The sequence below is a fragment of the Pseudoalteromonas holothuriae genome (assembly GCF_945859825.1).
In the GTDB taxonomy this organism is placed as follows: Bacteria; Pseudomonadota; Gammaproteobacteria; order Enterobacterales; family Alteromonadaceae; genus Pseudoalteromonas; species Pseudoalteromonas holothuriae.
This window is the reverse complement of sequence record NZ_CAMAPC010000004.1, coordinates 1-12,569: the sequence shown is the minus strand read 5'-3', so window position 1 is coordinate 12,569 and position 12,569 is coordinate 1. Positions and strand designations below refer to the sequence as shown.

Genomic DNA, 12,569 nt, shown 5'->3' with positions numbered 1-12,569 from the left:
TTGTAACGTTCAGTAACAAAAGTTCTTATAAGGTATGGTGTCTAGTTTGTCATTTTTCAATTATATTAAGCTAAGGTATTTAATAACAAGAAGAACATAGTATGGGAAGCGAAACCACCAAAGTATTAGTTGTCGATGATGATATGCGTTTGCGTAGTTTGCTCGAGCGTTACCTTGTTGAGCAAGGTTTTATTGTTCGTACAGCTGCCAATAGTGAACAAATGGATCGTTTACTAGAGCGTGAAAATTTTCACCTTATGGTTTTAGACTTGATGTTACCGGGTGAAGATGGGTTATCTATTTGCCGACGAATAAGACAAAAAGAAAATGAAATTCCAATTGTTATGTTGACGGCAAAAGGTGATGAAGTAGATCGTATTATAGGTTTGGAGTTAGGTGCAGATGACTATATCCCAAAACCATTCAACCCTAGAGAGTTACTTGCACGGATAAAGGCAATTTTACGTCGTCGAGCCAAAGAAGTGCCAGGTGCGCCTTCTTCAGAAGAAAACGAAGTGTCATTTGGTATTTTTAAGCTCAATCTAGCAACACGAGAAATGCAAAAAGGGGATGAAGTACTGTCTCTAACCAGTGGTGAGTTTGCTGTTTTAAAAGCGCTGGTCAGCCATCCAAGGGAGCCACTTAGTCGTGACAAGTTAATGAATTTAGCGCGCGGGCGTGATTACAGTGCGCTTGAGCGTAGTATCGATGTTCAGGTATCAAGGTTAAGGCGTATGATCGAAGATGACGCAGCTAACCCGCGTTATATCCAAACGGTATGGGGTTTAGGATATGTATTTGTACCTGACGGTCAAGGTTAGTTGTTTTTTATGAGTTTATTCCCAAGAAGCGCCTTCGGACAAACCGTTTTTTTTGTTGGTGCGCTGCTGCTGTTAAATCAGATTGTTTCCTACATTACCGTCACTCTTTATGTATTTAAACCAACATTTGAGCAAGTGAATTTAATGCTTGCGAAACAGGTTAAAACGGTTTTTATAGATTGGGAAGAGGGTGTAGAGGTCAATGATGAACTGTCGGAAAAGTTTTTTGAAATTACAGGTATTGAAGTAATGACTCAACGGCAGGCTTATATTAATGGATTAGATAGGGCTAAAGAATACAGCTTGTTATCACAAAGTATGTCAGAGCAACTAAATGGCTCAGCACGAGTACGGATCAGCCAAGGAGACCCTATAGTATATTGGGTAGAAGCGCCTCAAGCCCCCGGTTATTGGGTGAGGGTGCCACTGACAGGGCTCAGTGAAGCCAAGCTAGAGTTTTTGGTTTTTTATCTCTCTAGTATTGGTTTTTTGAGTGTTCTTGGTGGTTGGTGGTTTGCTCGTCATCTCAATCGACCTTTAAAAGCATTGCAAATGGCCGCAGGCCGTGTTGGCGTTGGGGATTTTTCAACGCGTTTGGTCGAACGAGGCTCTACAGAGGTGATTGAAGTAACTCGCGCTTTTAATCAGATGTCAAAAGGAATAGCTGAGCTTGAAAATGACCGAAGATTATTAATGGCGGGGGTGTCTCATGATCTTCGCACGCCGCTTACACGCATTAGATTGGCAACAGAGATGATGGCTGATGAAGAAGATTATCTAAAAGAAGGGATCATTGACGACATCGAAGATATGAATGCTATTATTGATCAATTTATAGAATACCTTCGCCACCATCATAGTGGACAAATGTCTCCTGAAAATTTAAACGCATTGGTAGAGGATGTTGTCCAAGCAGAAAAGAAACATAAGCGCACTATTGGCTTTATCAAAGAGCAAAATGTGCCCAAAGTACTTATGAACTCCGTTGCACTCAAACGCGTATTAACCAATATGATTGAAAATGCCATACGTTATTCCGATGACGCAATAGAAGTCAGTACGCATTACAGTGCCAGAACTAAAGAGGTCATGATAAAAGTAAAAGACCGTGGCCCTGGTATTCCTGAAGCTGAATTAGAAAGCGTATTTGAGCCATTTAAACAAGGAGATCAAGCACGTGGTAGTGAAGGGAGTGGTCTAGGCTTAGCTATTATTAAACGCATAGTCACCACCCATGGTGGCAGAGTTAAACTCAGAAACAGAAACGGTGGAGGTTTAAGCGCCGAAGTTGTTTTGCCTGCATGTAATACATAATTTCTTTAGAGGTCATCGGCTTTATGAATAAGCTCGTAGTGTTAGGAGCTGGTTGGTTAGGAAAACCTTTGTGTTTGCAAGCCAAACAAAAAGGGTGGCTTGTTGAAGGCACGCGTACGCAAGATAATTGCGAGCAGGAATATGAACGTATATTTCGCTTGGAAAATGAGCAATTAATCAGCAGTATTTCTCTTAATGAGGCTTACTGGGTGTGTGCTATTCCCCCCAGAGCTCGACATGAAAGCAGTAACTACTTACAGTTGTTAGATAACGCTTTAAAACTTAGCCAGCGATTTACATGTAAAGGCTTTTTGTTATGCTCAAGTACGGGAGTTTACCCGAAAGAAAGTGGTAGATATTACGAAAGCTATGATGTTCAAGCTGTCGATGCTCGGCAAAGTATTTTGCAAAAAGCAGAGCAAATGGTGCTTAATATGAACGGAAAGGTGCTTCGTTTGGCTGGTTTAGTTGGACCGAATAGAGAACCGGGGCGCTTTGTTTCGGGTAAGCAACTAGCAAGCTCATCTCAAGGGGCAATTAATATGGTGCATCAACAAGATGTAATTGAAGCCATATTCTGCCTATTGGACGCGTGGCAAAAAGCAGCAAGAATTTACAATGTGTGTAACCCTTGGCACCCAACAAGAGCAAGCTACTACCAACAAAAATGCGCACAATTTGATACTCAAGTGCCAACGTATGCAAGTGAGGAACATTCACAGCGTATAATTGACGGCTCAGCAATTCATCAATTAGGTTTTAGTTACCAGCATGACATTTAGATAAGGGTGGTTGGGTTTATTACGTTTAAATGGGTCGCTTAAATGTTAAATGACCCCCTAGACGATATTTACTGCCTGGTGAAACCAAGCGTGCAAAGCTCACAATGCCTGAAGATGACCATGTGCGACGGATCACTTGTAAACAAGGCTCTTCGTTGAATAAATTGAGCCATTGGCAAACTTCTTCACTGGGCATAATCGCCTCGACGGTATGTCTTGCCTCGGTAAGTGGTGCAACATTTGATAAGTATTCATGAGGGGTAAGTTCACTAAAGTTCTGTTGTAAATAATCGGCCGCAAGTGCTGGATTAACAAAACGTTCCTCCACTTGCAGTGGTGTATCATTTTCGTTATGAAGTAATACGCTACGATAAACCTGGCTATCAATTTCAACGCCTAAAGCAATAGCAATTGGTGCAAGCGCTGCGATAGACTCCAGAGATAAAACAGTACATGAGTAGTGACTATTTCTTTGACGAACTTCTTCGGCAATACTTTTTATCTCTAACAATGATGATTGTGACTTAAAACTTGCGACAAAAGTGCCCAGCCCTTGACTGCGGGTTAAAATACCACTATCAGTTAGCTCGGTTAGCGCACGTCGAGCTGTCATACGGCTTACTTTAAATTGATTAGCTAGCTCGTTTTCAGAGGGAACTTGTTGGTTTTCATGCCAAACGCCTGCTCGGATATTGTCGATGATATGCTGCTTTATTTGTGCAAACTTTGGTGTATTTTCCATATTTTTCTGCTCTACACGCTTCTTATTAAAATAAACATGGCACACATGTCTTGTATATACAAGCTAGATTGCTACACTCATTACAGTTTTACTATTTAAAGAGGCTGTTATGCTGGAAGTAGATTTAGTGATCACCAATGTCACACTCGCCACAATGGACCCTGATATATCGAATCCATACGGATTAATTGAACAGGGCGCTATTATGCTTAAAGCGGGTAGCATTGCTTGGCTTGGAGAGCAAAGTAATATGCCTGAGTTTGATGTGCTAGCAACACCACTTCATGATGCAAAAGGTCAGTTACTAACACCAGGATTGATTGACTGCCATACACATATTTTATTTTCTGGAAACCGAGCAGCTGAGTTTGAACAGCGGCTAAATGGAGTTTCTTATCAAGATATTGCGCAACAAGGTGGTGGTATCGCAAGTACTGTACGTGCGACTCGACAAGCTGACATACAAACTTTATTTGTTACAGGCAAAGAGCGTCTTAATAGCTTGTTGCGTGAAGGTGTAACAACGGTTGAGAGTAAATCAGGGTATGGATTAGATTGTGACAACGAGCTGAAATTACTACAAACGAATAAGTTACTAAATGAATGTCACCCAATTGATGTGCAAAGTACTTTTTTAGGTGCACATGCACTTCCTCCCGAGTATAAAGATAGAGCAGATGACTATATTGATTTAGTCTGTGAGCAAATGCTTCCTCAAGTTGCTGAGCAAGGTCTGGCCGTTGCTGTGGATGTATTTTGTGAAAATGTGGGTTTTAGCTACGAACAAACCAAAAAAGTATTTACAAAGGCACAGCAATTAGGACTAAAAATAAAATGTCATGCTGAACAATTATCTAACCAGCATGGTAGTGAGTTAGTGGCGGAATTTGCAGGCCTATCAGCAGATCATATTGAGTATTTAGATGAACAAGGTGTCATGGCTATGGCAAAAGCTGGCACTACGGCGGTTGTTTTACCTGGCGCATTTTATTTCTTAAGAGAAACTCAGTTACCACCGATTGAGCTATTGCGAAAACATAAAGTATCAATGGCTATTGCCAGTGATTTTAACCCAGGCACCGCACCACTATGTTCATTACGTTTAATGCTTAATATGGCATGTACACTATTTCGTATGACACCACTAGAAGCGTTAGAGGGGGTAACAGTTAACGCTGCAAAAGCCCTAGGACTAAGCGATAGAGGTATGCTAAAAGTCGGTATGCGAGCAGATATTGCTTTGTGGCAAGTAGATCACCCTGCAGAACTAAGTTATCAATTTGGCGTAAGTGACCTATCAAATTTGTGGATCTCGGGTAAACTTATTCACTACTAATCGTTTATTTAATGGTAAGCAGGTGTTGTTACAGTCATTAACTTGGTTTGCCGCTTTATTACCTTCACTCTCAGATACAACGGCGCACTCAGTGCCGTTGTTTGATGTCTTGTCTGCGGGTGGTATTGTTACCGCCGGTGTGATGTTATGTGTTGTTACCAAAGAGCTATTACTAAAAGGCTTACATTTCTCTTTGTGTATTATCACGTTGCTTTTACTATTTTTAAATGTGCCGCTGGCAATGTTTGTGCTGGTTATCGTTTTTGCTATTTATCTTGCCTACTCTTTTTCATTTTCTGTATCGTGGATAAGTAGGTTAGTTGCGGCCAGTACATGTATATATGCCGCTATTTTAAGTGGCTATTTATTGTCGCAATGGCCTGTGAATTTAGCTGTTATTGCGCTTTTTCCTATTTATTTCGGACTACTTTATGCCACTATCAATGAAACTCGTGAAGAGCAGCGCTCAACTTCTTATGATAAAGAGCTAAGTGGTAATGACTTAGGTATACCTAACCGAGCGAGTTTGAGGCATGCCTATGAGATACAAAGAAAGTTAGACCCTGGGCCTGCCATGCTTGTTTTAATATTTTTAGAGGGAATTGAGCAAGTTAATATTCATTTAGGCAGAGAGTTTGGGGATACCTTGCTTGCTGAATCAGCGAATAGAATAAAGCAGCAGCTTAATAGTGCTACAGACATTTTTCCTATTCCTGATGGCAACTCGGTATCAAGACTCGCACACCTAGGAGGGTTACACTTTGCATTTGTGTGTCGTTTGGGACGTTTTGAATATCTTCATGAGCAGCTTATTGATGATATTTTATTAAGTGTTGAAAAACCATTCCATGTTGGTAGTTGTACCTTAGATATATCGGCTCGAGCAAGTTATGTCAATTGTGATGAAGAGCTAGGTCAAATTGATAGTTTGATAGCGTGTGCATACTTGGCACTAGATAAACTCTCTAATCAGGCGGTATGTGCGTATCAGCAGCAGATGCAAATTAGCCAAGTAGAGCAGCAAACTCGATTGAGGGAACTGGCAAAAGTGATGATAAGTGAGGAGTTAGAAGTATATTTTCAGCCTGCTTTTTCGCATCCAAGCGGAGAAATCGCTTACTTAGAATTGTTATTGCGTTGGCCACACCCTAAACAAGGGCTGTTGACTGCAGAGTACTTTATTGAAGATATACGTTTAGCTGGTTTATCTTTACCCGTAGCGCATTTTGTTATTGAGCGTGCTGCAGAAATAGCAATGGCTATAAAGATGGAAGGCCTTAAAGTGCCTTTGAGCATTAATATTTTTGGCCCTGAAATGTTGCAAAAAGACTTTTTGAGCTTTATGGAACATATTTTATTAGAGCATTATTTGCAGGACGGTGAAATTTTATTGGAGTTCCCAGCCAGCCTATTTACTAATATAGATCAACAAACACAGGTTTGTATAACTCAATTAAGACAGCTGGGTGTTCATATAGGGATTGATAGGTTTGGTGAATCAGCACTGAAATTGAGCAATTTGTTTAATCTACAAGTTGATTTTATTAAGCTCTCTTCAGCATTAACTGAGCAACCTCAACCTGCTGGCGTTGAAGCTCTTTTACATAACATTGTTGCGATGCAACATGAAAGGGGTATAAAAGTGATATGTGAAGGAGTTGAAAATAAAGTGCAGTTAGAATTTGCTGAGCAGCTTAGTTGCAATGCAATTCAAGGGCATTTTTTAGCTCAACCAATGAGCTGTAAAGGGCTCATTGGTTGGCTACATAATTTTAAGGCTCAACGAAAGGATTAGGCTTTATGCCTTTTTGCACGTAAATAACTGCATACTAAGCCACTAAGTACTTGCCCAGCTTCAAGCATGCCTTGGGCTAAACCTTGAGGGTGATTGCCAGGTGCCGCTTCGCAGAGGTGTAAATAAGAAGCGTTTGCTTGTTGAGCGCCCAAATAGACAAAGTGTTCTGCATCACTGACGCTAAAACCACAGTTAGTAAAAGCACTTACAGGCATATAACTAATGCTATCAACATCTACCTCTACACCTAAAGGCGCTTTGTTTGCAAAGCGTTTCAAGCCTAACTCGCAAGCTTGAGTTAATGAATATTTGCGACTTACTAAAATATCTTGATAGCTGATATAACTATATTGAGCTTGGTTCAAAGCAGCTATAATAGCTTGGTTATTTTTTTGTTCATGCATCCCTACTACATGGTAGTCGCAAAGGTATGAATTTTGATGTGCATAATGAAACCCATTGCCACTGTGTCTGCCCTCTAATGCTCTAAAATCTGCATGTGGATCAAAGTTAATAGCATGGCATGCTGTTCCTTTGGTTTGTGCGAGCGCTTTTAAAATACCAAAGCAATTGTTATGACCACCACCGATAATAATAGGCTCAAGCCCTGCAGCAAATATCATACTTAAAACATATACGACTCTTTCATCTAATTGCTCGCATAGTTGTCGAAGGGCAACCAGTTGTTCAGGATTAGAGTTATCCAAATTACTACTTTGTTGTTGTAAGTCATCACAATTAACTTCACCTAATAGCAGTACATCCTTTGGCGTTAAAAAGTCATTACACGGTAAATTTAAAAAGCGCTGTAAAAATGCTTGCCAGCCTAATGTCGCGCCTCCTTTTCCGCAATTTGCTTTTGGTCCAAAATCTTCATTAATACCAACTAATACATACTTAATACCAAATGCTGCTGCATCTTTTAGTGCTACATTAAGCTGTGAGTTGGGCTCTAAAAAAGTAAGAGACTGCCAATACCTCAGCTCATTTTCTCTTGTCGAAGTGAGGTTGATAACATCAGCCTCACTATAAACATGTAACCAGTTATTCATACCAATTATTCTTGTTCTTCTTCAGGCTCTAAGAGTAGTTCTTGTGCAGAAATAATAATGCCTGTACTGTCTGCGTATAAAAAGTCATCTTCAAAAAATGACACTCCAGCAAAGTTGACAGGTATTGCTTGTTCGCCTGAGCCTTCGCTATCTGCGGCGACAGGGATAGAGGCTATTGCTTGGATCCCCAAGTCGCATTCTTCAAGTTCATCTACGTGACGAACAGCACCATAAACGATTATACCTTGCCAGTTATTTTCTACAGCAAGTTCTGCAAGGTCAATGTCAATAAGCGCACGACGTGTAGAACCGCCGCCATCAATTAACAAGACTCGTTCAGTTCCATCTTGTTCTAGCATGCTCTGGATGAGCTCGTTATTTTCAAAACACTTAACTGTGGTAATACGGCCACAAAATGAAGCCTGGCCACCAAAGTTAATGAACATTGGTTCGAGTACATCAACTACATCAGCAAAGTGGTCACATAAATCGGAAGTGCTGTAATCCATAACTATTATCCTCAGAAAATAACATTAAGTCAGGGTGAGTATACTCCCATATATAACCTTAGCAATGCCAAACAGTAAGTTACATATTAGTGTCTCATAATTGTCACGGTTTTGTTATTTAGCTCTTCTATGCTGAATTTATCCACAATATGTGAGTTAAACATCATGAAAGGTAAACTAGCACAGCTTGATACGGCTTTATATTTTGCAGTTTTCACTCCAAGCCCTAAGCATTGGTGGCGAATTGTAGCATTAGGCTTATCTAAAAGCGGTAATGGTGGTTTATATGTGTTGCTAGCTATTATTTGTGCCATTTTTCTAGAACAGCTGGGGCAACAGTTTGCATTAACTGCTGTGTTAGCGTTTGCGCTTGAGCGACCAGTTTATTTTTATTTAAAAAAGCGTATTGCTCGAGTGCGCCCTTGTGACTGCTTTTCACAAAAGGCTTTGTTAACACCGGGTGATAAATTTAGTTTGCCATCGGGGCATAGTGCTGGGGCATGGTTATATGCGACATGTCTATCAGAGCACATTCCCATCTTGTCTATTCCATTATTGATTTGGGCTACAGGTGTTTCGTTGTCTAGGGTTGTAGTTGGAGTACATTATCCATTAGATGTAGTAGTGGGGGCTTTAATGGGAATAGGTTGTGCCAGTTTGGCTATTGGGCTAGTAGGAATGCTATGAAGATATTGTATGGAGTACAAGGTACCGGAAATGGTCATACAACACGTGCGCGAATTATGGCCGCGTGTTTTGCTGAACACGGCGTAGAAGTTGATTATTTATTCTCAGGTAGGCGAAGGGAAAAGTATTTTGACATGAGTGTATTTGGTGACTACAAAAGCCGAGATGGTTTGAGTTTTTCGACTCAAAGTGGTCAGGTAAACAAGTTTGATACACTTAAACAGCTAAAACTAGGCCAGCTTTATAAGGACATACGTCATTTAGATGTTGCTCGTTATGATTTAGTTTTTAATGATTTTGAGCCAGTTACCGCTTGGGCTGGAAAGTTGGCGAAGGTGCCTGTTATTGCGATGAGTCACCAAGCCTCTTTTTTATTTCCAGAAGTACCCGTAGAGGGGGCAGGGCTTATAAAACGCACGTTACTGAAACAATTTGCCCCTGCCGATATATATTTGGGGGTACATTGGCAACCATTTGCAAAGAATATAATTCCACCATTTATCCCTTATGAAGTACCAGATAAACAATGTCAATCGGTGGCAAATAAGGTGCTTGTATATTTACCTTTTGAAGAGTTAAATAAAATTATTGAGTTGTTACAGGATTTTCCTGATAAAGAGTTTTATTGTTATCACCCAAATGCACAAAACCAGTCTTTGGCCAATATCCATTTACGCTCTCCCAGTCGGAGTGGCTTTTTGAAAGACTTAGCAAATACCAGTGGCATCGTCGCAAACGCCGGTTTTGAGCTTTCCAGTGAAGCGATGAAATTCGGCAAAAAGCTGTTATTAAAACCTTTAAATGGTCAATTTGAGCAGTTAAGTAATGCGTTAACGTTAGAAAGTATGGGGCGAGCGAAAGTCATGCATTATTTAAGTACTAATGCGTTAGAAGAGTTTTTAGAGCTGCCTATGGCTGAGGCAGTCCACTTTCCATCAGACCCTTCGCCTTTAGTAAATTGGCTAATAAATAGCAAGTGGGATGATGTTGAGGGTTTGCATAACAAATTGTGGCAACCAATAAGCTCTAAGTTGTCAAACGCAGCGTAAATCACAGAATTGTACCTTCTGTAGGAAAGTTCCAAATTGTGCAATGTTAACTGCAGCAGTAAATATAGTTCTCAGCTATACTTGCCTTAGGTTTATTTTATTTGGGTAACAGTATGGCTTTGTTAGAGAATTTGACAATAAAGCGGCGTTTGCAGTTAAACGCTTTGGTTGTTGGTATTGCTTTGGTTGTTATGTTGGGTGTGATCATTTATGAAGCAAAAATGATGTTGCAGCTTAATAATGCTATTCAATATTCAAAAGAACTCAATGTTCATCAACTTACAATGAGAAAACACGAAAAAAACTTTTTGTTTTACAAAGAGGAAAACTCATTAGATAAATTTGATGACGAGTATGCAAAGTTACAAAATACATTAGCATTACTTGAGCAAACATTTGCACATTTTGACATTGAAGCTAACAAGCTTAATGACTTTGAGCGATTGGCAAAACAATATAATACAGATTTTCAGCATGTGGTGACGCTACAAAAAGCAATCGGCTTACATCCGAAAGATGCCCTTTACGGTGAATTGAGGGCGGCTGTTCATGGTGTTGAAACGTTATTAAAAGAGCGCGAAAATTATGAGTTGTTGTCGACTATGCTGCACTTACGACGAGCAGAAAAAGATTTTATGCTTCGTTTGGATACAAAATATTTAACTAAATTATTGAGTTTGGTATCAACATTTAGTGAGCAAATTAAATCAGCAGGCTTTCCGAGTGGGTATCAAAATGAACTGCTTCGTTTACTCAACGAATATCAAACTAAATTTCAAGCTTTGGTTGATGCTCAAGTAGAATTAGGTTTGCATTTAGATGACGGCGCATTAGGTCAAATGAAAAGTAGCGTCGAAAGAAGCGAAGAGTTGGTCACCGAAGTAGTAGCAGCAACTCAAAAAGTGATCTCAACAAGCTCTGATTCAGTTCAATTCATTGCATTTTCTGTTTTTGCTACAGCATCAATCATAGTTATGGCGCTGGTATTATCTACGAGTAACTCTATTGTTAGACCTGTGGAGCGGGTTTATTTAACCATAGAGCGGATCCGTAAGGAAAATAACTTGGGGTTGCAAATAGAGCAAAGCGGTAACGATGAAATTACTATTATGACTCAAGACTTTAATAGTTTAATTAATGACTTTAAGCTTTTAATAACAGAGGTGAATAGTGCATTGCATACAATTAATGATGCAACTTCTCATTTAACAGAATCAACAGCACAAACTAGTGCAGGTGTGAGCGAGCAGCTCCATGAGGCTGATATGGTGGCAACTGCAGCAACCCAAATGCAAGCGACTATTCAAGATATTTCACATAATACAGAAGCTGCTTCTCAAAAAGCAGAGTCAACAAATGGCAATGCTCAGCAAGGTCGCTCAGAAGTTGATGCTACTATTAAGCATATAATTGCATTGTCAGAGTCGCTAAGTGGTGCTTCAAATGTTGTTTCACAGTTAGAAAAAGATGGGGAAACGATTGGATCTGTACTTGATGTTATAAGAGGTATAGCAGAACAAACTAATTTACTTGCGTTAAATGCCGCAATCGAGGCTGCTCGAGCAGGTGAGCAAGGACGTGGTTTCGCGGTTGTAGCGGATGAAGTGAGATCGCTTGCACAGCGAACTCAAGACTCGACACAAGAAATTGAAAGCATTATTTCCACGTTACAGCAGCGAACTCAAGAGGTCGTTAATATAATGCAGCAGTGTCGTAATCAAGGTGGAGAAAGTGTTGCGCAAGCGGAAAAGGCGGGTGAGTTGTTGAGTATGATTACAGAAGACGTGCAAAATATTATGGATATGAGCACTCATATAGCTACGGCAATCGATGAACAGAGCCAAGTAGCCAGCGAAGTTAATAAAAATGTAGTGCGTATTCGTGACATTGCGCAGGTTGCTTCTGAGCATGCGCAAGCAAATGCACAAAGTAGCGAGGAAGTTTCTGAGCAAGCTAAAGTACTCAAAGATGCAGTAGCTAAATATAAAGTTTGATGATGCTTAACTAGAAGTAAAATACAAAAATGCCGCTTCAAATAAAGCGGCATTTTATATTTTGATGAGGAAAATCTTCCTTAAAGCTGAGATTTAAGCTATTTCAGTATGCTTTTCACTCGAAATGGCTGTTTTTCTCATTTATCTAACAAAAGTTGAAAAAAACACTTGATCAAAAAAAGGATCGCCCTATAATGCGACCCCACTGACACGGAGAGCGGCGCTAACAAGCAAAGCAAAACGAGTCAGCGTCGAGTAAAACTTAAAATGACTTTTTAGTAAAACAAAAACTTCAAATTAAGTATTGACAAAAAAATAGGAAAGCGTAACATGCGCAGCCCTAGCGAGATAAAGCAAAGCGCTTCATCACCGCCTTGATTACCAAAGCGTAATCATAAATTGTTCTTTAAAAATATGAAGCAATCATCTGTGTGGGCACTCGTACAGATTGAGTTCTAACAGCAGAACTAATTCACTTTCGAGTGATT

The 12,569-nt window shown here is 40.0% G+C and carries 11 protein-coding genes; 8 read left to right on the top strand and 3 right to left on the bottom strand.

What is annotated here, in order from left to right:
* The first annotated feature begins 101 nt into the window (after positions 1-101).
* The 3 genes from ompR to OCI93_RS06400 are packed head-to-tail and all read left to right on the top strand — an operon-like array spanning position 102 to position 2,917.
* Positions 102-821: an osmolarity response regulator transcription factor OmpR gene (gene ompR / locus OCI93_RS06410; protein ID WP_261593067.1), complete on the top strand. Its 720-nt coding sequence runs from the start codon at positions 102-104 to the stop codon at positions 819-821.
* Positions 822-830: 9 nt separating this feature from the next.
* Positions 831-2,135: a two-component system sensor histidine kinase EnvZ gene (envZ, locus tag OCI93_RS06405; protein ID WP_261626060.1), complete on the top strand. Its 1,305-nt coding sequence runs from the start codon at positions 831-833 to the stop codon at positions 2,133-2,135.
* A gap of 23 nt (positions 2,136-2,158) precedes the next feature.
* Positions 2,159-2,917 carry a Rossmann-fold NAD(P)-binding domain-containing protein gene (locus OCI93_RS06400; protein ID WP_261626059.1) on the top strand — a complete coding sequence of 253 codons (759 nt, stop codon included), beginning with the start codon at positions 2,159-2,161 and terminating at the stop codon, positions 2,915-2,917.
* A gap of 25 nt (positions 2,918-2,942) precedes the next feature.
* On the opposite strand, the gene hutC is transcribed toward OCI93_RS06400, so the two are convergent.
* The gene (hutC, locus tag OCI93_RS06395) at positions 2,943-3,659 is read right to left on the bottom strand and encodes a histidine utilization repressor (protein ID WP_261626058.1); all 717 of its coding nucleotides are present in this window, start codon (positions 3,657-3,659) and stop codon (positions 2,943-2,945) included.
* A 109-nt stretch (positions 3,660-3,768) separates the two neighbouring features.
* On the opposite strand from hutC, the gene hutI reads away from it, so the two are divergent.
* Both hutI and OCI93_RS06385 read left to right on the top strand, forming a co-directional pair.
* Positions 3,769-4,995, top strand: coding sequence for an imidazolonepropionase (hutI, locus tag OCI93_RS06390; RefSeq protein WP_261626057.1), 1,227 nt, complete (start codon positions 3,769-3,771; stop codon positions 4,993-4,995).
* Positions 4,996-5,017: 22 nt separating this feature from the next.
* Positions 5,018-6,790 (top strand): EAL domain-containing protein, encoded by a 1,773-nt coding sequence (locus OCI93_RS06385; protein ID WP_261626056.1) that lies wholly within the window; start codon positions 5,018-5,020, stop codon positions 6,788-6,790.
* On the opposite strand, the gene OCI93_RS06380 is transcribed toward OCI93_RS06385, so the two are convergent.
* A complete protein-coding gene (locus OCI93_RS06380) occupies positions 6,787-7,842 on the bottom strand; it encodes a formimidoylglutamase (protein WP_261593061.1) in 1,056 nt (351 codons plus the stop codon). The genes OCI93_RS06385 and OCI93_RS06380 overlap by 4 nt on opposite strands.
* Before the next feature lie 5 nt (positions 7,843-7,847).
* A complete protein-coding gene (rraA, locus tag OCI93_RS06375; RefSeq protein WP_261593060.1) occupies positions 7,848-8,351 on the bottom strand; it encodes a ribonuclease E activity regulator RraA in 504 nt (167 codons plus the stop codon).
* Between the two features lie 165 nt (positions 8,352-8,516).
* On the opposite strand from rraA, the gene OCI93_RS06370 reads away from it, so the two are divergent.
* The 3 genes from OCI93_RS06370 (at position 8,517) to OCI93_RS06360 (ending at position 12,081) form a co-directional block, all read left to right on the top strand.
* The gene (locus tag OCI93_RS06370) at positions 8,517-9,038 is read left to right on the top strand and encodes a phosphatase PAP2 family protein (RefSeq protein WP_261593059.1); all 522 of its coding nucleotides are present in this window, start codon (positions 8,517-8,519) and stop codon (positions 9,036-9,038) included.
* Complete coding sequence (locus OCI93_RS06365; RefSeq protein ID WP_261593057.1) at positions 9,035-10,087, top strand: MJ1255/VC2487 family glycosyltransferase; 1,053 nt, start codon at positions 9,035-9,037, stop codon at positions 10,085-10,087. The genes OCI93_RS06370 and OCI93_RS06365 overlap by 4 nt, the downstream gene beginning before the upstream one ends.
* Before the next feature lie 113 nt (positions 10,088-10,200).
* Complete coding sequence (locus OCI93_RS06360; RefSeq protein ID WP_261626055.1) at positions 10,201-12,081, top strand: methyl-accepting chemotaxis protein; 1,881 nt, start codon at positions 10,201-10,203, stop codon at positions 12,079-12,081.
* The last annotated feature ends 488 nt before the right edge of the window (positions 12,082-12,569 follow it).

Bases quoted from the DNA above. Each gene is read 5' to 3' on its own strand.
- ompR (WP_261593067.1), top strand. From the start codon at position 102: ATGGGAAGCGAAACCACCAAAGTATTAGTTGTCGATGATGATATGCGT.
- envZ (WP_261626060.1), top strand. From the start codon at position 831: ATGAGTTTATTCCCAAGAAGCGCCTTCGGACAAACCGTTTTTTTTGTT.
- OCI93_RS06400 (WP_261626059.1), top strand. From the start codon at position 2,159: ATGAATAAGCTCGTAGTGTTAGGAGCTGGTTGGTTAGGAAAACCTTTG.
- hutC (WP_261626058.1), bottom strand. From the start codon at position 3,659: ATGGAAAATACACCAAAGTTTGCACAAATAAAGCAGCATATCATCGAC.
- hutI (WP_261626057.1), top strand. From the start codon at position 3,769: ATGCTGGAAGTAGATTTAGTGATCACCAATGTCACACTCGCCACAATG.
- OCI93_RS06380 (WP_261593061.1), bottom strand. From the start codon at position 7,842: ATGAATAACTGGTTACATGTTTATAGTGAGGCTGATGTTATCAACCTC.
- rraA (WP_261593060.1), bottom strand. From the start codon at position 8,351: ATGGATTACAGCACTTCCGATTTATGTGACCACTTTGCTGATGTAGTT.
- OCI93_RS06370 (WP_261593059.1), top strand. From the start codon at position 8,517: ATGAAAGGTAAACTAGCACAGCTTGATACGGCTTTATATTTTGCAGTT.
- OCI93_RS06365 (WP_261593057.1), top strand. From the start codon at position 9,035: ATGAAGATATTGTATGGAGTACAAGGTACCGGAAATGGTCATACAACA.
- OCI93_RS06360 (WP_261626055.1), top strand. From the start codon at position 10,201: ATGGCTTTGTTAGAGAATTTGACAATAAAGCGGCGTTTGCAGTTAAAC.